The organism is Cryomorpha ignava (genome assembly GCF_010686655.1).
In the GTDB taxonomy this organism is placed as follows: domain Bacteria; phylum Bacteroidota; class Bacteroidia; order Flavobacteriales_D; family Cryomorphaceae; genus Cryomorpha; species Cryomorpha ignava.
Map to the genome: position 1 here is coordinate 185856 of NZ_JAAGVY010000001.1, position 19902 is coordinate 205757.

The following is a 19902-nucleotide window of genomic DNA, read 5'->3' on the forward strand; positions in this document are numbered from 1 at the left end:
AGAATGAAGAAAAAAGACGCTTATCTCGATATGGATATGCTGCGGTTTACCACTGCCGGCAGTGTTGATGATGGAAAATCTACGCTTATAGGCAGAATGCTATACGACAGCAAAAGCATTTTTCAAGATCAGATTGAAGCCATAGAGCGTGCCAGTGCCAAAATGGGTGGCGAAGAGGGAATAAACCTCGCCTTGCTTACCGATGGATTGCGTGCTGAGCGCGAGCAAGGAATTACTATCGACGTGGCTTATAGATATTTCGCTACGCCAAAACGGAAGTTTATCATAGCCGATACACCGGGCCATATTCAATATACACGGAATATGGTGACAGGTGCTTCTACAGCAAACCTGGCAATAATACTGGTCGATGCCCGCCACGGCCTCGTGGAGCAGACTTCCAGACACGCATTTATTGCATCGCTTCTTAAAATTCCACATATTGTTTTCTGCATTAACAAGATGGACTTGGTGGACTATAAAGAAGACCGGTTTGAAGAAATTCGTGCCCAGCTTCAGGCATTTTGTTCTAAGCTCGAGGTAAATGATGTTCGTTTTATTCCAATATCAGCTCTTAAAGGCGATAATGTGGTAAATAAATCGAAGAAAATGAACTGGTATCAGGGAGGTACGCTGATGTACACCCTTGAGAACGTGCATATTTCGGGTGATTACAATCATGTGGATTGCCGCTTTCCCGTACAATATGTTGTAAGACCTCAAACTGATGAGTTTCATGATTTTAGAGGTTATGCCGGTCGAATTGCCAGTGGGGTTTATAAAAAGGGTGATGAAGTAATGTTGCTTCCATCCGGGTTTACGAGTAAAATATCGGCTATCCATACTTTCGATGGTGAAATTGAAGAAGCTTTTGCTCCAATGAGCGTTACAATTGAAATTGAAGACGATTTGGATTTGAGCCGGGGCGATATGATGGTACGTTCAAACAACGCGCCTACTGTTAGTCAAGATTTAGACTTAATGGTATGCTGGATGAGCGAAAAGCCCCTGCAGCCTAATGGCAAATACTATGTAAAGCATACCACCAGAGATGTACGTTGTGTTGTGAAAGACATCAAGTATAAGGTGAATATTAACAACTTACACCGATTGGAGGACGATAAGGAAATTAAGCTCAATGATATTGCACGGATCTCTATACGCACTACCAAACCTTTGTTTTATGATAGATATTCGCGAAACAGAATAACTGGAAGCCTTATTTTAATAGATGAGGGCACGAATGAGACGGTAGGTGCCGGAATGATTATCTAACCGGGTGTCATATTTACCTGACTAACAGGATCCATCAAAATACTATAAAAAAAAGCACTCCCGAAAGAGTGCTTTTTTTTATTTTTCACAATGAAGAAATTAATTTTCTTCCATGTTTTCTTTCATGTCCTCAGTACCTTCTTCGATGTCATTTTGAAGCGTGTCTGCTCCGTATTCAATTGCGTCTCCGGTATCTTCCAAATCTTCCATCATGTCGTCAGTCATCTCATCTGCTTTTTCCTGAGCATTTTCGGTGTTCTCTTCCATTTTGGATTCATTACCACAAGATGCCAATGCCAATGCTACTACTGCGAATGCTACAAACGTTTTTTTCATGTAATTTAGTTGTTATGTGTTGAAATTAAGGGCGCAAAGCTAATAAATTCTTTGTCATATACAAGATTTTTTCGTGTCATTCTACAGTTACAGATTTCGCTAGATTTCTAGGTTGATCTACATTACAACCGCGCATAACAGCAATATGGTAACTCAATAACTGCAAGGGAATTACAGAAATCAGAGGCATTAAGCATTCTTCTGTATCAGGAATTTCAATTGTGTGATCTGCCATTTCTTTTATTAGCTTTTCACCTTCTGTTACAATCGCAATAATTTTTCCTTTGCGGGCTTTTACTTCTTGAATATTGCTTACAATTTTATCGTACGCACCAGCACGTGGAGCAATAACAAAACAAGGCATCTCCTCATCTATCAACGCAATAGGTCCGTGCTTCATTTCTGCAGCAGGATAACCCTCGGCGTGGATGTACGATATTTCTTTCAGCTTTAATGCACCCTCGAGGGCAACCGGAAAATTATACCCTCTGCCCAGATAGAGGGCATTATGCACATCTTTATATATTTCGGCGATATACTTAATTTTCTCATTTTGATCGAGCACTTTTTGTACTTTATCTGGTATAGAGTCAAGCTCGATGAGCAACCTGTGTAAACGCTGGTTGGTAATTGAACCTTTTTGATGCGCCACATGAAGTGCCATTAAGGTAAGTACTGTAACCTGAGCCGTAAACGCTTTGGTACTCGCTACACCTATTTCAGGGCCGGCGTGTGTGTATGAACCCGCATGGGTAGCACGTGGAATGGATGAGCCAATAACGTTACAAATACCGATAATGGTTGCTCCTTTTGACTTGGCAAGCTCAATAGCCGCAAGTGTATCAGCCGTTTCTCCAGATTGTGAAATGGCTATCACCACATCATCTTCATAAATTACCGGATTGCGGTATCTGAATTCTGATGCATACTCCACTTCTACCGGTATTCTGGCAATATCTTCAAAAAGGTATTCGCCTACAAGACCCGCGTGCCAACTTGTACCACATCCAAGAATGATGATGCGCTTGGCATTTACAAATTTCTTTATATAATCTCTTATTCCTCCCAGTTCTACCTGATCGCTATTTGGTCTAAGACGACCGCGCATACTGTCGCGTATAGATCTGGGCTGTTCGTATATTTCCTTGAGCATAAAATGCTCATAACCCCCTTTTTCGAGGGCTTCAAGTTTCATTTCCAATTCTTGAACATAAGGGGTTTTCTCTTGATTCTTTATGTTCATCAGCTTAAACCCATCTTCGCGGTCTATTATGGCTATCTCCTCATCATCAAGATAAACTACATTCTTGGTGTATTCAATAATTGGAGTAGCATCTGACGCGATGTAAAATTCACCTTCGCCAATTCCCACAACTAGCGGACTGCCTTTTTTTGCAGCAATCAACTGATTGGGGTTGTCTTTTTCCATCACCACAATGGCGTACGCTCCAATAACCTCATTTAGGGCAATTCTTACTGCTTCAAAAAGTGTTACATCTTCATTCTGACGGATATCACCAATTAAATGAATGAGTACTTCTGTATCAGTTTCGCTCTTAAAGTGATGACCTCGCTTAATAAGTTCCTCTCTCAATGGACTATAATTTTCAATTATTCCATTGTGGATTATAACCATGTTGCCATCCTCAGAGCTATGCGGGTGTGCGTTCTCATCATTTGGTGGGCCATGAGTTGCCCATCGGGTATGGCCAATACCTATTGTGCCGATGAGCGGTTCAGATTTGGCAACCAAATTTTCAAGATTTGCCACCTTTCCCTGGCATTTATAAACTACGATATTTTCATTTTGCAAAACTGCCACCCCGGCACTATCGTAGCCACGATATTCAAGTCGTTTAAGGCCTTTAATTAAAACCGGATAGGCTTCTTTTGGGCCAATATATCCTACAATACCACACATATTATGATCAGAATTTAGTGAATGTTATTGCCAATTTAAGATTATTAGAGGGGCTTGCGGCGTTGGGATACTCTGCTCCGTTTAAAACCACCCTGTTCGGGCTGTTTCCAGCGGCGATACTTACTATTTCAAATCCGTAATGCTCGCGCTCACCAAGTAAAACCTGCTGTAAATAACGGGTAATATAAAATTCATAAACCCCATCTTCTTCGTTGTACTTTCCATAATCGAAAGGATTGTCAAACTGAAGGGTGTAAATCTTTCCCTCTTCATTTCGCGGAAAGATAAGCAGTTGCGTTGGAGGGGCAAAAGCTTCCAGATCTCCACCTCTAATAGGTAAAGTTATTTTAGCCTGATTAATGGCTATGCCCGACGAATCGCGCAGACTCTCAATATAAGGTAAGTCCAAAAATATTTTTGTTCCTGCCAGTGATTGTACATATACATCTTGCTGACCAAGTAGCGTATCGCCGCTTAGCTGTTGCAAAAGACTCGGAGCCGCCATAGAGTAATCGTGCTCTATACGCTCATATTTGGGAGTCTGCCCCCTTAAGGCAAAGCTGTAAGCATACGACTCGGTAGTATCCGGAAGCTCATTTCGGTAATAGAGTCTAATGCGACTATTTCCCGTAAAGGTGTCAAACGATATCAATCCCGACTGGCTGGTATTGAATTTCGTTTCATCTACAGTAATGTAGATTCCTTTAAGAAGAGATACAAAAGTTTGATTATCAAGACCTCCACCATCACTTGCCTGAAAAAATCGGTCTGCAAAACTCTCATTCAACGGTATACGCATTTGTGGAGCCAGTATGAGGTCGCCCACTACTACAGAATCAGTAGTATTAGGCGTTTGGTAATTGAAACCAGACTTTATCAAATCTTGAGCGATATAGTTTACAGGGGTATTCTCGTAGTAAAACGTGTCGGCTTGTAAGCTGTCTGTAATTTCAAACACTTCGAAATACTGCTCTCCCATATCACCATATACCGGACTTATAGGTTGATTTTGCACATCTGTATTAATGTATTCCAAAATCAACACAACTGAATCTACAACAATATTATCGATTGAAGATCCTTCGGGAATAAGACTTGGGTTGTTGCTTGTAAGGCGTAATTCGCTAATATGGCCTGCCTTTGTAAACCCAAAAACAGGATCGTCAAAAGCGCCTATTATTGCCGGATTAAGCTTATCAGTTCGCACTGAATCGTCAATAACGGTATAAGCATTTATCGAAAATGTATCAACCATGTTGGCTTGCAAAAGATCGCTCCCGGGTTGTAGCTCAAGCCCAATTTCTTCTTCCGGTTTTTTACAACTTGTAGCAACCAATGCTATAGTTATAAAAAAGAGAGCGGCGCGCAATAGCGGCCGCTTCAATTTTTTATTCATAAGTGATTCATTCTTAATCGGCAAGAACTGAATTCTCTTCCAAAATTTCATCATAAAATTCGCCATACGTTTTAACGCAGTTAGCAGGATCGCAGTATGATAATTTTGCTTTATCAAAAGAATTAACAGCCTTTGTGATTTCCTCAGGCAATTCTTTACTTCCCTCTACAACTGCATCAGAATATTTTAATGCAAGTTTAGTGAGATTCTCAAAATTAGGGTCAGTTAATTCAGAAAGATCTTTATCAGTAAAACCATCAAATTTTAATTTCTCGATAATTCCTGAATTCAAACTTCCCGTAAAGCCTTTATTATAAGCAGAGAACACGACTTTTGAATCGGCGAAGTGCGGATCATCGTTGTAAAACTTCTTAACATATAATGGCAGTAAAGATGTAAACCATCCATGGCAATGGATAATATCCGGTGCCCAGCCCAACTTTCTTACAGTTTCCAGAACGCCACGACAAAAGAAAATGGAACGTTCATCATTGTCTTTAAAGTATTTTCCAGACTTATCGCTAAGCACTGCTTTACGCTGAAAATAGTTTTCATTATCAATAAAGTACACTTGCATTCTGGCTGTAGGGATAGATGCAACCTTAATAATTAAAGGATGATCTGTATCGTTTACTACCAGATTCATTCCTGAAAGTCTGATAACTTCGTGGAGCTGATGTCTTCTCTCGTTTATAGACCCATATTTAGGCATAAACACCCTAATCTCTTTTCCTTTTTCGTGGATTCCTTGCGGAAGATTGCGCGACACTTCAGACAATTCGCTTTTTGGCAGGAAAGGTGTAATTTCCTGCGATACGTACAAAACTCTCGGTTTCTTCATAAAATTTGGGAATTGTTATAATACAGGTGCAAAATTACAACCTTTTTCCCATATTTTCAACTTAAAGTTTTAGCTTTGGCGACTTTTGACATGTTCCAGCCTCATGTCAACACCATCGCATTACACTGATATGCAAGTACTTAAAACCGCGAGTGAGATACAGGAATACACGTCTAAACAGCGGTTAAATTCGTTGATAATTGGGTTTATTCCTACCATGGGAGCGCTTCACGCCGGACATGTCAGCTTAATAAACGCTTCAAAACGCGAAAATGATCTTACTATTTGTTCGGTATTTGTAAACCCTACTCAGTTTAATGAACCAGTAGATTTTCAAAAATATCCCAGGCAGGTAGAAACTGATTTAAAAAAGCTTGAAGATGCCGGTTGTGATCTGGCATTTGTTCCTTCAGTAAAAGATATATATCCGGTGCCCGACACAACGAACTATGACCTCGGTTTAGTTGCATCCTTAATCGAAGGTGCTCATCGACCCGGACATTTTAACGGTGTTGCTTCTGTTGTAAAACGTTTACTTGAACTAGTGCGTCCTCACAACGCATATTTTGGCCTAAAAGACTATCAACAATACCTAATTATTAAAAAACTTACAGAAGTATACAAGCTGGACGTGAATATTGTTGGCTGCCCTATTTTGCGTGAAGAATCTGGTTTGGCAATGAGTTCGCGCAACCAGTTGCTTTCAGAAAAAGGAAAAGAAACAGCGGGCAACTTGCACAAAAGCCTTGCTTTGGTGAAAAATGTAGCTAAACAATATCCTGTAGTTGAGCTTGAGAGGATTGGCATGGCCTACCTGGAGAGCAAAGAAGGAATTGAGCCGGAGTATTTTGTAGTAGTAGATAAGAACAATCTCAACCCCGCTCAAAATCAAGATTCAAATGATTTGGTTGCTCTGCTCGCCGCACGTGTAGAAGGAGTTAGGCTAATTGATAATATGTTTTTGTAATGGATTATTTGCAGTTTAGTAGCAAATGTTTCTAGTCTTTAGTCGTGGCATGAAATGAACTAAAGCCTCTTGAGAAGGGAATTAATCCGTATTGGTTTACTCCAAACCAATTCAAGTTCTTAGATTTGACCCTCGAATAAAACCCCGCTTGAAGAAGAAAATCATCGGTCTGCTAAAAATACTTATTCCCATATCTTTGGGACTATTTTTGGTATATCACATTTACAACCAGCTAGATACGGGCCAGCGCATGGCCATGTTTGAATCTTTTAAAGAAGCCAATTATTTTTGGATTGTAGTTTCTTTAGCCATGGGTCTTACTAGTCATTACATACGCGGATACCGCTGGCGATTTCAAATGGAGGCAATGGGCTACCATACACGCACTGCAAATAATTTTATGGCCGTAATGATTGGCTATATTGTTAATATGGTTTTACCGAGGGTGGGCGAAGTGAGCCGGGCTGCCGCCATTACCAAGTACGAAAAAGTACCTTTTCAGAAAAGCTTTGGTACCATACTCGCCGAGCGCGCAATAGATTTGATTGTGCTAATGATGATAGGAATAGCAACTGTAATACTTCAATATGAATTGCTGGAAGAGTTTGCCGACCAAATTTTTGCGGAAATAACGAAAGCGGCAAGTTCTCCAACATTATGGATTGGACTGGTCGTAGCTGTAATCCTTGTGTTTGTTTTGTTCTTCGTATTCAGAAAGCTGCGTCACAATTCATTTTTTTCAAAGATAAATGCCTTGGTTGACGGACTCATTGAGGGACTGCGAAGTATTTTCAGAATGAAGAGACGCGTTGAATACGTGCTAGCCACCGTCGCCATTTGGGTACTTTACATTGGTATGTTTTGGGTTTGCTTTTTCTCGCTTGAGGCCACTTCGCATCTGGGGGCAAATGCCATTTTTGCGGCTTTTGTACTCGGTAGTTTCGCCATTGTGCTTATCCCAGGTGGTATTGGCGCTTATCCCGTAGGAATTATGCAATGCCTGCTGTTGTATGGAATTGCCCAGGAAACCGGATTTGCCCTTGGCTGGATTATTTGGCTTTCGCAGACCATTATGATTGTCCTCTTCGGAGGATTGAGTATGCTTTATATCCCTATTTACAATAAAAAACACCCTACCCATGTTGAGAGTTGAATCTATTGAAAGAAAAATTATTCCCATTGAAGAGCTGGATAAAGCTATTGGAAGATGGGAACTGAAAGGTCAGCGTGTCGTTTTCACAAATGGCGTTTTTGATATTCTGCACCGCGGTCATGTCACTCTATTGGCGGAAGCCAAAGCAATGGGGCATTTGCTCGTGCTGGGTTTAAATTCTGACGCATCGGTGCGCACGTTGGGCAAAGGCTCCGACCGACCTATAAACAAAGAGCAAGACAGAGCTTTCGTTCTCGGAGGACTTTCATCAGTAGATGCGATTGTGATTTTTGACGACTCAACTCCTTACAAAATAATAAGACAAATAGAGCCTGCTGTGCTTATAAAAGGTGGCGATTACGACCCGAACCAAACAAATAGTCAAGCAAAGAACTATGTGGTAGGATCTGACTTGCAGCGGGAAGGCGGCAGAGATACGGTATGTGTTGATTTAGTAAATGGATATTCTACCACATCTATGGTAAAAAAGATGAGCGATGGCGAAGCTTAAAAGTGCCTTTTTTTGCAGCAATTGCGGATTTGAATCTGCAAAGTGGCAAGGAAAATGCCCTTCATGCAATGAATGGAATACTTTTGTAGAAGAAACAGTTAGAAAATCGACTGGCAGCAAAACCGTGCTCAGCAAACGGACGCAGCAAAAGCCGGTACGGATTACAGATGTAGAAGCAAAAACACACGAGCGCGGTGCCATAAGCGACTCAGAACTCAATCGCGTACTTGGTGGTGGCCTTGTTCCAGGATCAATGATTCTTGTTGCAGGAGAACCCGGAATTGGTAAATCAACCCTTATGCTACAAGTCGCAATGCGCCACCAGGGCGGCAAGGTTCTTTATGTATCTGGAGAGGAGAGCAGCGAACAAATTACCCACCGCGCGAGAAGACTTGGCGGACTAAATGAAGAGTGTTTCATTATGACCGTTACCGATCCTGAGGCGATTATCAACGAAGCAAATAATCTGCAACCCGAGTTTATTGTTGTTGACTCGGCTCAAACACTCAATGCTGAATGGCTTGAATCTTCGCCTGGATCTATCAGCCAAATTAAAGAAAGTACAGCTTCATTGATGCGTTTTGCAAAAGAATCAGGAACGAGTATTTTTCTGATTGGTCACATTACTAAAGATGGCGCCATTGCGGGGCCTAAAGTTTTGGAGCACATGGTTGATACCGTTATTATTTTCGAAGGCGACCAGCAACACCTTTTTAGATTATTGCGCTGCACCAAAAACAGGTTTGGCTCTACCAACGAATTGGGTATTTACCGCATGGAAAGCTCGGGACTAACTGTGGTTGACAATCCTTCAGAACTTCTTTTAAGCGGTCAAACTGGAAATCTTAGCGGCTCTGCAACTGCAGCTATTGTAGAAGGAATAAGACCCTTAATGATTGAAGTGCAGGCGCTTGTAAGCTCCGCTGTATATGGCACTCCGCAGCGATCGGCTACTGGTTTTGATGTGCGCAGGCTTCACATGTTGCTTGCCGTTCTAGAAAAGAGGTGCGGTTTTAGACTAGGCGCCAAGGACGTATTTCTCAATATAGCCGGTGGCCTTAAAGTAAACGATCCCTCAATAGATTTGGCCGTTGTTGCCGCTGTACTTTCATCAAGCGAAGACCTAACTATTCCCGGCGATGTATGCTTTTCAGCAGAAGTAGGTCTTTCGGGTGAAATAAGGCCTGTAACCCGTATTGAACAACGAATAAATGAGGCATCCAAGCTCGGTATTAAGCGTATTTTTATTTCGGAGCATCACCGCGATATCAAAAAAAACCTTACCGACATTGAAATTATTCAAGTAGGTAAGGTTCAAGATGTATTAAGAAATATGTTTGGCTAAGCCAAAACCGGTTTATTACTTATTCTCTTCCGGTGCCACTTCATCGGCTTGAATTGCATCAAAAAGCTCATCAAGTTTCGGTGATAAAATAACTTCTATTCGTCGATTCTTAGCCTTATTTGCAGGATCTACTGGTTGGTACTGGCTTCGACCGGCTGCGGTGAGCAAACGCGGGTCGATATCTGAGTTTTCAGTCATTAGTTTTATAACCGAAGTAGCTCTAAGCACACTTAAATCCCAGTTATTTCGCGGATATGTAGTTCGGCTAAATTCATCTGTATCGGTATGACCTTCTACCATGATATGCAAATCATCATTGCCTTGGATGGCTCTTGCCAAATCTATTACCGCCTGCTTCCCTTTTTGGTCTATTTCAGTACTTCCTGTTGCAAAAAGCAGCTGTGCTTCCATACTCACGTACACGCGGCCATTTCGTTTTTCTACAGTAATCCCTTTCCCTTCAAATCCAAGAAGCGCTTTTGACACACTCGCACGCAACGCCTGCATTGCAGAATCTTTACGCTGAATCATCTGTCGTAACTGAGTGAGTTTCTGCTCTCTGTCCTGCAGTTCTTCTTCTTTAGAATTTAAAGTACTTTCAAGTTCATTCAAGGCATCTTCCTTAGCCAGCAACCTCACTCTTAATTCTTCAAGTTCAGCCATCAGCGTGTTTTTTTCGCGCTCGGAACCTGCATTGAGACTTGCTGATTTACTCAAAAGTTCGTCATTTAAAGCATTAATTTTGTCGTACTGCTTCCGCAAAATGCGCAGTGAATTACCCATTACGGCAGTATCGCTTTTCAAGGCTTCGATCTTTTTTTCGGCAACAGTATATTTCGAATCAAATTCGTTGAGCCTGGTCTCAAAGACCTCTGCATTAGCTCTTAATTGTTTATTCTCAGCTTCACACGCTTCCTGCTTGTTTTTAACATCAGTAAATTGACGATTGGGAACGCACGAATAAAGAACCGTTGCAACACAAGCCGCTGAGAGGAGAACTGTTATATTATTTTTCATAATCTTTCAAATCATTTCATTTCTAACTACAAATTTGATACCTTTTGTCTTTAATACAATGAGTTAAGGTAACAATTTGTTCACATAATAAGTATCATAACATATGGCAACACTAAATGACAATTGGTTTCTTGAGCCGGTGTTTGACTTTGAATACAAGTCTTACGAGGTGTTGGGGTACACTCAGTTCTTAAACAATCACTTCTCTCAGTGGGAGTTTTATCCCTATATAGATAAGCTAATGAAGCGAATAGCCGAATTAAGCACATACAGCAAAGCAAAAGTTTCGCTGGAAGAAAAGCTTGAGAGAGATATCGATTCTATCGATCTAAAAAATCAGAAAATTGTAAAGCGCCCGGTAGAAGATAGAAAAGGTGTAATAGCAGAACTGCAGGAGATTATTCAATTTGCCGATATTCATCTCAACAAATGCTTTACACAAGCTCATAGTGAACTTGAAACAGCTATAAAAGAAATTGAAATTACCCAACTTGGAATAAGCGATTCGCACGAGGATCATGGATTGCTTCTTTTTAGAAATTGCAATCAAACCAGAATATACTCATATGATTTACGTATGATCATGCGTCCCGGAAATACAGATGTCTATAAAGATGTAAAAACAATTTTTTTAGATGAAGTCAATACCGGAATACTCACAAACTTCAATGATTTAAAGTGGAATATAATAAGAAACTCCACGAGAGATCTAGGCACCAATGCCTTTTTAGTGGAGAGCAATACGGCTGTTCCTCATTTTGAAATGTTACTGCCAATAGTAAAAAACTACCTTATTGCGCGAGTCCGCTAGTTATATTTTTCGCAAAATAAACTTTGCTTAAGTCGAGCACTCCGATACCGCTATAATCCAAATTGCGCACCCTATTATTTACCAGCCACACCCATTTTTCATAATAGAGAGGTGCTACCACCGCCTGATTCATAAGCTCCTGATCAGCATGCCAATAGTCTGAATACCTCACTTTTTCATCACGTTCACGTAGAGAAGCTTCAAAATATTTATCAAACTCGGGATCCTTAAAACGTACGGTATTCAAAAACGAAGCCTTTACAGAATCTTCAGGCACCAACTTACCGTGAAATAGACGAAGAAAATTTTCAGGATCTGCATAATCACCAATCCATCCATCACGCCAAAATCCTACTTGCCCGCTTTCTATCTGCTCATAGTGCAGGCTTCTAGGCAATACAGCAATCTCTACCGTTATATTAAGCACCCTAGTAAGCATTCGCTGTACAGCGTCTGCAACTTCTATTACAGTGCTGCTCCCATCGTTTATTTGTAGCGTCAACACCGGGAAGTCTTTGCCCCCTTCATATCCGGCTTCCGCAAAAAGAGATCGTGCCAAGTCGGGGTTATAAGAAAATCCCACTACACTATCTGAAGGATACGCCGGCATAGCCACTGGAATAAAACCATGCGTAGCAGGCTCTCCGTAACCGTGCAGAATGCTGTCAACCAAAAATTCGCGGTCAATGGCGTAATTGATTGCTTTTCGCACCTTTACATCTTCAAAAATATCACTTCTATGTTGAAACCCATAATACTCTACCCGAAGACCAGGAATGGTAATAATGTGATAGTTTACATCCTTGTTACTTTCTTCCATCCTGTTTTTAAGTCCCGCAATGCTTCTAAATGGAACTTCTAAAATCAGATCAAGGTTTCCTTCAAGCAATAAATTCAGCTGCTTTATTTCGTTTTCAATAAAATTACACCTGATAGCATCCAGATATGGAAGGGTATTGCCGCTTTCATCTTTTCGCCAGTACTTTTTATTGCGTTCCAGAATAACCACTTCGTTTATTTTAATGGAACGCGCCTTAAAAGGCCCGGTGCCAATGCACCACATGTCAATATCATCTTTGTATTCATAAAACTCTTTTGGAAAAATCCAACCGCAAGGGTGAGTAAGAATAGATGAGAAAATAGGCGCAGGATATTCCAGTTCTATCTGTAGCGTGTAATCGTCTATAACTCTAAGACCTTCCACACTTCCAGGCTGCCCGGAATCATAATGGCTTCGTGCTCCTTTAATTAGGTCGACCACAAAGGCGTACAATTGATTTCTAGGCGACGGCTCACAGAGCTTCGTAAAACAATAAATTACATCGGCAGCTAAAACCTCACGCCCTTTTCCCCCTTTAAATACTTCGTCGTCATGAAAATATATCCCTTTGCGCAATTTAAAAGTATAAATTAGTCCATCAGGGCTTACTGTATAACTCTCTGCGAGTGCCGGTTCAATTTTTTTTGTCTCCGGGTCAAGGCACAGCAATCCCTCATACACCTGATTCATGAGATTTGTGGCAGATGCATCGACAATATTATGCGGAAAAATACTCCGCATATTATTTGTAATATTCATTCTGAACAAGCCGCCAATCTCCATATCTGCACTGCTTGTGCGGACAGTCTTTTCGGGACGAGAGGTTCCGGTACAACCAGTTATGATTGTGCCAAAATAAGAAACGACAATAAAGATTGAGAATAAGCGAATATGTTTCAGAGTGAGATTGTGTTTCATTTTAAATATTAAGCTCAAGTAATACGGGACAGTGATCGCTATGAAATGCATCAGATAAAATAGATGCATTGGATAGAGACGATTTAAGGTCTTCACTAATTAAGTGGTAATCTATTCGCCATCCCAAATTCTTTTTTCTGGCACTAAAACGATAAGTCCACCATGTATATTTATGCGGCTCTTCATGCGAAACGCGGAACGAATCTACAAAACCCTTTTCAAGAAATTGCGATACCCACGCTCTTTCTTCAGGTAAAAATCCGCTTGAGTTTTTATTAGACACAGGATTGTGAATATCTATTGCTTTATGACAAATATTGTAGTCGCCCGAAATAACCAACTTAGGACGCTCACGGATTAATTCGTCGGCAAAAGTGTTGAAATCATTTAAAAATTCCATTTTAAATTCCTGACGGTGATCGCCGCTGCTACCGGAAGGAAAATACGTGCTTATTACCGTAAGGTTTCCAAAATCTGCTCTTAAAACCCGACCTTCGCTGTCATATTTTTCGATTCCGCAGCCCGCTTTGAGAAAATCTGCTTTCTGTTTTGAGAAAATAGCTACACCCGAATATCCCGGTTTTTCGGCACTGTGAAAATAACTATTGTAGCCCAAGGCCTCAAAAGCTGCCGAATCTATTTGCTCTGGCTTGGCTTTGGTTTCCTGAACAAGAAATATATCTGGATTTTCTGCTTCTAGCCACTCCAAAAGACCCTTTTTAATGGCTGCTCTGATGCCATTTACATTGTATGATATAATTTTAAGCTTCAAATTACGTATTGTTACAGCGGCATTTCTATGTTACAGTTTATTTAAAGTGCATTGAAAGTAAAACGCCACATGATTTAACAGTTTGAAAAGCTTCAAATTTAAAAGAATCTTTGCACCTCTCATGCATATTCCCTCAAAAGGATGCGCAACCATAATTACATTGCTTATAGTGAGCGGTTTTGGTGCTGGAAAAACCGCTGCACAGGATTTGAGCTCGCTGAGAACCAAAACGTTTACGCTCGGTTCAGATACCGTCGTGCTCGACTCAATGATAATCGCAGAGGAGTCGTTTAGCTTGTACTATACAGATTCAACCATTGTGCATGCCGATGATTATTTTCTTGATCCCGTTTATGCACTCTTTTTCTGGAAAGGAGCCAATACGGATAAACCCGTAACTGCCACCTATCGCGTATTGGCCATAGACCTACTGAAACCTTACCGAAGGCGAACTGCTGATATTATTCAGCCGGAATCTGACTACCTAATCAATCCACAAACCTATCGACCGCAAATTGGTCAGGAATCTGTTTTTGGCTCAACTAAACTCAATAAAACCGGAAGCATTTCGCGTGGTATCGGTTTTGGAAACAATCAGGACTTAACAGTAAACAGTACCTTAAGCTTGCAGCTAAATGGCCAGCTAACCGATAATATAAGTGTATTGGCTTCCGTAACGGACGATAATATTCCAATTCAACCCGAAGGAAACACAGCGCAACTACAGGAATTTGATCAGGTATTTATACAGCTGTATACTGATAAGGCAAAATTGATTGTCGGTGATTTCATTCTTCAGAAACCACGCGGATATTTTACCAATTACTTCAAGAGAGCGCAGGGAGCCAGTTTTTCAACTGAATTCCCGGTTCAAGAAAATGCTGATCTTAAAGTTTTTACGCAAACCAGCGCAGCGCTGTCAAAAGGGAAGTTTGCACGATATATTAAACAGGGTGAAGAGGGAAATCAAGGGCCATATCGCTTGCGCGGAAATAACGGCGAGAACTTTATTATCGTTCTGGCGGGTACAGAAAAGGTATATATAGATGGCCGCGAGATGCAACGGGGTCAGGAAAATGATTATACGATAGACTATAATACAGCCGAGGTAACATTTACAGCCAATCAATTTATCAATAAAGACAAACGAATAGTGGTTGAGTTTCAGTATTCTGATGCGAATTACGTGCGCAGTATGATTCAAACCTCTTCGGGAGTAGAAACTGAAAAATATACAGCTTACGTGAATTTTTATTCAGAACAAGATGCTAAAAATCAATCGCTTCAACAAGATTTAGATGAAGACGACAAGCGAATTCTCGATGCTGTAGGCGATAATATTAATGAAGCAGTGGCACCAAATTATTTTGGCATCGATCAATTTAATAATGACCAGGTGTTGTATCAACTCCGTGACAGTCTTGGATACGACACGGTATTTGTTCGTGTAACCGAATCTGTGCCGAACATTTATCGTGTAAACTATAGCGAAGTAGGCGATGGAAACGGCGACTATATTCAAAATGGATTTGATGCTACCGGGCGTATTTTTTTGTGGGTTGCACCCGATACGCTTAGCGGAGAAATTATCAGGCAGGGAAATTACGCACCCGTTCGTTTGCTCGCTGCACCGCAAAAGAGCCAAATACTAATGGCCGGTGGAACGTATAAGTTTTCTGAACGGACAGATGCCATGGTAGAACTTGGATTTACTAACAATGACCTAAATACATTTTCTGAAAAAGGAAACGCCGATAATTACAGTCATGGAATAACAGCTAGCGCAAGGCATGTGCAACCACTTTCAGAAAAGGAAAATCCGCTTTCACTCGTAGGAAGGGTCATGTTTGAATCGATCGGAAACAATTTTCAACCTATTGAGCCCTATCGCTCAGTTGAGTTTAATAGAAATTGGAATCTCAATCCAATTCTGGCGGGCGAAGATCAAAATTTGGTTAGTGGTGGAATAGGGCTGGAAAAACCAACCCTTTACAAGGTAAACTACACCCTAAATCGTTTTGACGCGGGAAATACGTATACCGGAATAAAAAATGAACTGAATGCCAATGCAGAATTAGAAGGTTTTAAAGTGCTTTTCGACGGAAGTATTCTAGAAACCTCCGGAATTGAAAAAACCAGATTTAGCAGACATAAAGCCTTGGTTGAAAAACGTGTTTGGATTACAAAAGTTGGATTTACAGATGAACGCGAAGACAATCAAAGATTTGTGGCAGAAACGGATAGCCTTTCGGTGAATTCGTATAAATTTTACGACTGGCAATTTTACCTTACCAATCCGGATACTTCGAAAGTAGGATACCGGATTTATTACCGCGAAAGAGATGACTTTGCTTCTCAGAATAATGACTTAAATCAAAGTACCCATGCCACTCAATACGGAGTGGATCTTTCACTTGTGCAAAATCCTAAAAATCAATTTAAGGCCACGGTATCAAACAGAGAGTTGACAATTGTTGATTCGGAACTAACTGCAGAGACGCCCGAAAGCACGCTACTAGGCAGACTGGAGCACAACCTTCGTATCTTTAAAAATACAATCGTTTCGAATATATACTACGAAATTGGTTCGGGACTTGAACGGCGTCAAGAATTTATTTACTTGCAAGACCCTACCGGGCAGGGGCCATACACATGGATTGATTACAATGCCGATAATATAAAAGATCTCAACGAATTTGAATTGGCTAGACCCGAAGATGGCGATCGCTACATTCGCGTTTTTACACCTACAGACACCTATGTGCGCGCTTACTCCAATCAGTTTTCACAATCGCTCAACCTCAACCCGGTGGGGCTCTGGATTAATAAGGACGGCATTTTAAAAGTACTTGCACGATTTAGCAACCAAACGGCTTTTCGAATTCAGCGCAAAACCCGTTTGGAAGAAAGTGCAGATCGGTTTAATCCTTTTCTAAGCTCTTTTGGAGACTCCACACTAATATCGCAATCTTCGAGTATTCGAAATACTTTTTTCTATAACCGCAGCAGCAGTAAGTTTGGTGTAGACTACACGTACAGCGATCAATTCAGCAAAAATCCGCTCACCTCCGGATTTGAAGAGCGCAAAAGTTTGGCGCATATTCTTCGTTTAAGGTATAATTTCAGTTCAAAATATGGAATAATTCTGGAGCAGGAAGTAGGCGATAAAGAAAGTGCAAGCGACATTATAGATGGAAGAAATTATGCTATAGACTATTTCAGTCTAAAGCAAACACTTACTTATCAGCCCGGTACAGCTTTTCGCGTAAGCCTTACCAATACGTTTTCACAAAAAAACAACAGTGTTGCTCTGGGTGGAGAAGAAGCAGAATTGCTAGACCTCGGGCTTGATTTCAGGCTTAGTAAAGTTGAATCTGGAACCATGTTTGCCCAAATAAATGTGATCTCGATAAATTATACGGGCGATGTAAACAACAGTATTTCTTACCAAATGCTCGACGGATTGCAAGACGGCACAAACATAACCTGGGGTGCAGGCGTGCAGCGCAATCTGGGCAAAAATCTTCAGCTAAGCATCAGTTACAACGGCAGAAAGTCTGAAGAGGTGAAATCAATTCACACCGGCAATATGCAGGTGCGCGCATTTTTCTAACCTATTTCAGGTCAAAATCTGCTTTCCCGATAAGGGTTCCAGCCTCGTACATTTCTACAATATACTTTCCTGGTTGTAATTCGGCCTCCGCACTAACTGTGTAAAAAATGCAGAGCTCCATCGCCGCATTCTCATAATCAATTTGTCGTTTTACGCTGTATTTTCCACTTACACCGTTAAAGTCAAAGCGACTATCTTCTCCATCGTTGCTATCAAGCACAACGCCATCGGGAGATATAATCCGAAGAAAAATGTTCTTTTTGCCTTTCGGCGAAATGCGGTTCTCGCCTATTTCTGTACACGTTTTTATCAGTTCAGTTTTATTGGCACGGTTCACTTCAGTCTGGTTGCCATTATTTCGCACTCTTATACCCACACTGGTCATTCCATTGGCCTGAAGAATAGATCCTGTGGCAACAATTTGCTCCAAATCTTTCTTAGTTGTCTCAAGACTTTGAGCGCGCGTTTTGGTTTCAGAGAGCTCTTCGGCGAGAAACTGATTGTCTTTTTTAAGGTCGATATTCATCGTGTTTAGCGAATCTATCGTAACCAGATAACCTTTCATGATATCACGTAAAGTACCAGCTTCCTTCTTCAATTTCGAAATAATGTAGGCATCGTCTTTATGCTTCTCCATTTGCTTAAGCAATTCCTTAATCTGCTCTTGCTGACCCATAATCTCTGCGCTAAGGCGGTCGTTATTTACCGTTATCGTATCGTACTGAATCAGCATTTCCTGCAGATCGTTTTTAAGCTGCAACTGCTCTATTTCCAGACTGCTGATAGATTCTGTTTTTTCAACAACTTCGGTATGGCTGGTAAAATAAAGTATGCCAAACACTATGGTCAACACAGCCAACACGGCAATAATTATAAGGTATTTCTTATTTGAATCTTTCTTTTCAGGAGTTACAGGCTTCTCAATCATGCTAATTTTGTTTTATTAAAATGGTTTCTTTCAACTAAAAGGGTAAATTTATGTAAATGCAATCAAATGGCTAACTCTTGGCAAAAATACTATTTTGGATGGTTGTCTGCTATAGAAACACTTTTGTTTCCAATAAATTGCGCTGCCTGCGGCAATAGCCTTAATAACCAAGAAGATACCGTGTGTATTGCCTGTCTTTATAAGCTCCCTCGAACCAATTTCCACCGGGTAAAAGACAACCCGGTAGCTCAAAAATTCGACGGTAGAATGCCAATAAACGCCGGTTTTTCATTTTTGTTTTTTCATAAGGGAAATTTGGCTCAAATTCTACTTCACCAATTAAAATACAAAGATCGGGAAGATTTAGGCGAGCGATTGGGCGCTATGTTTGCAAAAGATTTAAAAGCTGATAATTACGACCTTCCCGATTTACTGATACCATTACCGCTTCACCCAGCCAAACTCGCTTTGCGTGGTTACAATCAATGCCACTCTATAGCCCTAGGCATGACAAAACATTTAGATATTGAAGTAGGCTATAATACCGTGGCGCGTGTAGTTGCCAACCCTACCCAAACACGAAAAGCGCGTTTTGACCGGTGGCTCAATGTGGCTCATATTTTTGAAGTCGCCGAACCTGAGAAGGTTCTTGGGCGACATATTTTATTGCTTGACGATGTGATTACTACAGGCTCTACACTCGAAGCTTGCGGACGATGCCTGCTGGAAGCCGGAGCCAGAGAAATAAGCATTGCTACGATTGCATCGGCTTAAAACCGCTATCTTTGCACCTATGAATCGCAATTACGAAGACGTATTAAAACACGTAAAAGGTGTATTAGAAGGTGAGACTGACCTTACAGCCAATCTGGCCAATGTGGCGGCTATTCTAAAAATCCTTCCGGGATATTTCTGGGTGGGGTTTTACATAGTAAAGAATGGTGTGCTGGTTCTCGGTCCGTTTCAAGGCCCGGTAGCCTGTACCCGTATTGCTTTTGGAAAAGGTGTTTGCGGCACTGCATGGAAAGAGAAACAATCAATTTTGGTGCCCGATGTAAATGAGTTTCCTGGCCATATCGCCTGCAATGCTTCTTCGCAATCTGAGCTGGTTGTACCCATATTTGATGCAGATGGAAACGTGTTTATAATTCTCGATGCCGACAGTGATTCGCTGAATGCGTTTAACGAAAACGACCGTGATGCGCTTGAGCAGATAGCCTCATTAATTACTGATTCAATAAAAATAGCAGTCTGAGAGCGGTCATTTTCATATTCCTG

At 41.0% G+C, this 19902-nt stretch carries 17 protein-coding genes; 9 read left to right on the forward strand and 8 right to left on the reverse strand.

Going from position 1 to position 19902, the window contains the following annotated elements; genetic code table 11:
* The first annotated feature begins 3 nt into the window (after positions 1 to 3).
* Positions 4 to 1275 (forward strand): sulfate adenylyltransferase subunit CysN, encoded by a 1272-nt coding sequence (cysN, locus tag G3O08_RS00770; protein WP_163282752.1) that lies wholly within the window; start codon positions 4 to 6, stop codon positions 1273 to 1275.
* 99 nt (positions 1276 to 1374) lie between these two features.
* Here cysN and G3O08_RS00775 read toward each other — a convergent pair whose 3' ends face one another.
* The 4 genes from G3O08_RS00775 to G3O08_RS00790 all read right to left on the reverse strand — a co-directional run bounded on the left by G3O08_RS00775 (position 1375) and on the right by G3O08_RS00790 (position 5769).
* Positions 1375 to 1611: a hypothetical protein gene (locus G3O08_RS00775; protein ID WP_163282753.1), complete on the reverse strand. Its 237-nt coding sequence runs from the start codon at positions 1609 to 1611 to the stop codon at positions 1375 to 1377.
* 76 nt (positions 1612 to 1687) lie between these two features.
* Positions 1688 to 3532, reverse strand: a complete 1845-nt coding sequence (gene glmS, locus G3O08_RS00780; protein ID WP_163282754.1) for a glutamine--fructose-6-phosphate transaminase (isomerizing) — start codon at positions 3530 to 3532, stop codon at positions 1688 to 1690.
* 7 nt (positions 3533 to 3539) lie between these two features.
* The gene (locus G3O08_RS00785) at positions 3540 to 4928 is read right to left on the reverse strand and encodes a DUF4270 family protein (RefSeq protein ID WP_163282755.1); all 1389 of its coding nucleotides are present in this window, start codon (positions 4926 to 4928) and stop codon (positions 3540 to 3542) included.
* Between the two features lie 13 nt (positions 4929 to 4941).
* Positions 4942 to 5769, reverse strand: coding sequence for a glycogen/starch synthase (locus G3O08_RS00790; protein ID WP_163282756.1), 828 nt, complete (start codon positions 5767 to 5769; stop codon positions 4942 to 4944).
* A 103-nt stretch (positions 5770 to 5872) separates the two neighbouring features.
* On the opposite strand from G3O08_RS00790, the gene panC reads away from it, so the two are divergent.
* The 4 genes from panC to radA all read left to right on the forward strand — a co-directional run bounded on the left by panC (position 5873) and on the right by radA (position 9745).
* Positions 5873 to 6736, forward strand: coding sequence for a pantoate--beta-alanine ligase (panC, locus tag G3O08_RS00795; RefSeq protein ID WP_163282757.1), 864 nt, complete (start codon positions 5873 to 5875; stop codon positions 6734 to 6736).
* 148 nt (positions 6737 to 6884) lie between these two features.
* Positions 6885 to 7889 carry a lysylphosphatidylglycerol synthase transmembrane domain-containing protein gene (locus G3O08_RS00800; protein ID WP_163282758.1) on the forward strand — a complete coding sequence of 335 codons (1005 nt, stop codon included), beginning with the start codon at positions 6885 to 6887 and terminating at the stop codon, positions 7887 to 7889.
* A complete protein-coding gene (locus tag G3O08_RS00805; RefSeq protein ID WP_163282759.1) occupies positions 7876 to 8400 on the forward strand; it encodes an adenylyltransferase/cytidyltransferase family protein in 525 nt (174 codons plus the stop codon). The genes G3O08_RS00800 and G3O08_RS00805 overlap by 14 nt, the downstream gene beginning before the upstream one ends.
* Positions 8387 to 9745, forward strand: coding sequence for a DNA repair protein RadA (radA, locus tag G3O08_RS00810; RefSeq protein WP_163282760.1), 1359 nt, complete (start codon positions 8387 to 8389; stop codon positions 9743 to 9745). Before G3O08_RS00805 ends, radA begins: the two co-directional genes overlap by 14 nt.
* 15 nt (positions 9746 to 9760) lie before the next feature.
* On the opposite strand, the gene G3O08_RS00815 is transcribed toward radA, so the two are convergent.
* On the reverse strand, positions 9761 to 10762 hold the full coding sequence (locus G3O08_RS00815) for an OmpA/MotB family protein (RefSeq protein WP_163282761.1): 1002 nt from the start codon (positions 10760 to 10762) through the stop codon (positions 9761 to 9763).
* Positions 10763 to 10865: 103 nt separating this feature from the next.
* Between G3O08_RS00815 and G3O08_RS00820 the strand changes: the two genes are divergently transcribed.
* A complete protein-coding gene (locus tag G3O08_RS00820; protein ID WP_163282762.1) occupies positions 10866 to 11573 on the forward strand; it encodes a hypothetical protein in 708 nt (235 codons plus the stop codon).
* On the opposite strand, the gene G3O08_RS00825 is transcribed toward G3O08_RS00820, so the two are convergent.
* Both G3O08_RS00825 and G3O08_RS00830 read right to left on the reverse strand, forming a co-directional pair.
* Entirely contained in the window at positions 11554 to 13311 is a 1758-nt protein-coding gene (locus G3O08_RS00825) for an ABC transporter substrate-binding protein (protein WP_163282763.1), read from the reverse strand. The two genes, G3O08_RS00820 and G3O08_RS00825, sit on opposite strands and share 20 nt — an antisense overlap.
* Position 13312: 1 nt before the next feature.
* Positions 13313 to 14083, reverse strand: coding sequence for an exodeoxyribonuclease III (locus G3O08_RS00830; RefSeq protein ID WP_163282764.1), 771 nt, complete (start codon positions 14081 to 14083; stop codon positions 13313 to 13315).
* Between the two features lie 121 nt (positions 14084 to 14204).
* Here G3O08_RS00830 and G3O08_RS00835 point away from each other — a divergent pair, with 121 nt between their 5' ends.
* Positions 14205 to 17696 carry a DUF2460 domain-containing protein gene (locus G3O08_RS00835; RefSeq protein ID WP_163282765.1) on the forward strand — a complete coding sequence of 1164 codons (3492 nt, stop codon included), beginning with the start codon at positions 14205 to 14207 and terminating at the stop codon, positions 17694 to 17696.
* Between the two features lies 1 nt (position 17697).
* Here the strand turns inward: G3O08_RS00835 and G3O08_RS00840 are convergent, their stop codons facing one another.
* Positions 17698 to 18624, reverse strand: a complete 927-nt coding sequence (locus G3O08_RS00840; RefSeq protein WP_163282766.1) for a coiled-coil domain-containing protein — start codon at positions 18622 to 18624, stop codon at positions 17698 to 17700.
* Between the two features lie 66 nt (positions 18625 to 18690).
* Between G3O08_RS00840 and G3O08_RS00845 the strand changes: the two genes are divergently transcribed.
* The gene (locus G3O08_RS00845) at positions 18691 to 19398 is read left to right on the forward strand and encodes a ComF family protein (RefSeq protein WP_163282767.1); all 708 of its coding nucleotides are present in this window, start codon (positions 18691 to 18693) and stop codon (positions 19396 to 19398) included.
* Between the two features lie 19 nt (positions 19399 to 19417).
* Positions 19418 to 19879 carry a GAF domain-containing protein gene (locus tag G3O08_RS00850; protein WP_163282768.1) on the forward strand — a complete coding sequence of 154 codons (462 nt, stop codon included), beginning with the start codon at positions 19418 to 19420 and terminating at the stop codon, positions 19877 to 19879.
* Positions 19880 to 19902: the final 23 nt, after the last annotated feature.

Coding starts and splice junctions, on each gene's coding strand:
- cysN (WP_163282752.1), top strand. CDS start 4: ATGAAGAAAAAAGACGCTTATCTCGATATGGATATGCTGCGGTTTACC.
- G3O08_RS00775 (WP_163282753.1), bottom strand. CDS start 1,611: ATGAAAAAAACGTTTGTAGCATTCGCAGTAGTAGCATTGGCATTGGCA.
- glmS (WP_163282754.1), bottom strand. CDS start 3,532: ATGTGTGGTATTGTAGGATATATTGGCCCAAAAGAAGCCTATCCGGTT.
- G3O08_RS00785 (WP_163282755.1), bottom strand. CDS start 4,928: ATGAATAAAAAATTGAAGCGGCCGCTATTGCGCGCCGCTCTCTTTTTT.
- G3O08_RS00790 (WP_163282756.1), bottom strand. CDS start 5,769: ATGAAGAAACCGAGAGTTTTGTACGTATCGCAGGAAATTACACCTTTC.
- panC (WP_163282757.1), top strand. CDS start 5,873: ATGTCAACACCATCGCATTACACTGATATGCAAGTACTTAAAACCGCG.
- G3O08_RS00805 (WP_163282759.1), top strand. CDS start 7,876: ATGTTGAGAGTTGAATCTATTGAAAGAAAAATTATTCCCATTGAAGAG.
- radA (WP_163282760.1), top strand. CDS start 8,387: ATGGCGAAGCTTAAAAGTGCCTTTTTTTGCAGCAATTGCGGATTTGAA.
- G3O08_RS00815 (WP_163282761.1), bottom strand. CDS start 10,762: ATGAAAAATAATATAACAGTTCTCCTCTCAGCGGCTTGTGTTGCAACG.
- G3O08_RS00820 (WP_163282762.1), top strand. CDS start 10,866: ATGGCAACACTAAATGACAATTGGTTTCTTGAGCCGGTGTTTGACTTT.
- G3O08_RS00825 (WP_163282763.1), bottom strand. CDS start 13,311: ATGAAACACAATCTCACTCTGAAACATATTCGCTTATTCTCAATCTTT.
- G3O08_RS00835 (WP_163282765.1), top strand. CDS start 14,205: ATGCATATTCCCTCAAAAGGATGCGCAACCATAATTACATTGCTTATA.
- G3O08_RS00840 (WP_163282766.1), bottom strand. CDS start 18,624: ATGATTGAGAAGCCTGTAACTCCTGAAAAGAAAGATTCAAATAAGAAA.
- G3O08_RS00845 (WP_163282767.1), top strand. CDS start 18,691: ATGGCTAACTCTTGGCAAAAATACTATTTTGGATGGTTGTCTGCTATA.
- G3O08_RS00850 (WP_163282768.1), top strand. CDS start 19,418: ATGAATCGCAATTACGAAGACGTATTAAAACACGTAAAAGGTGTATTA.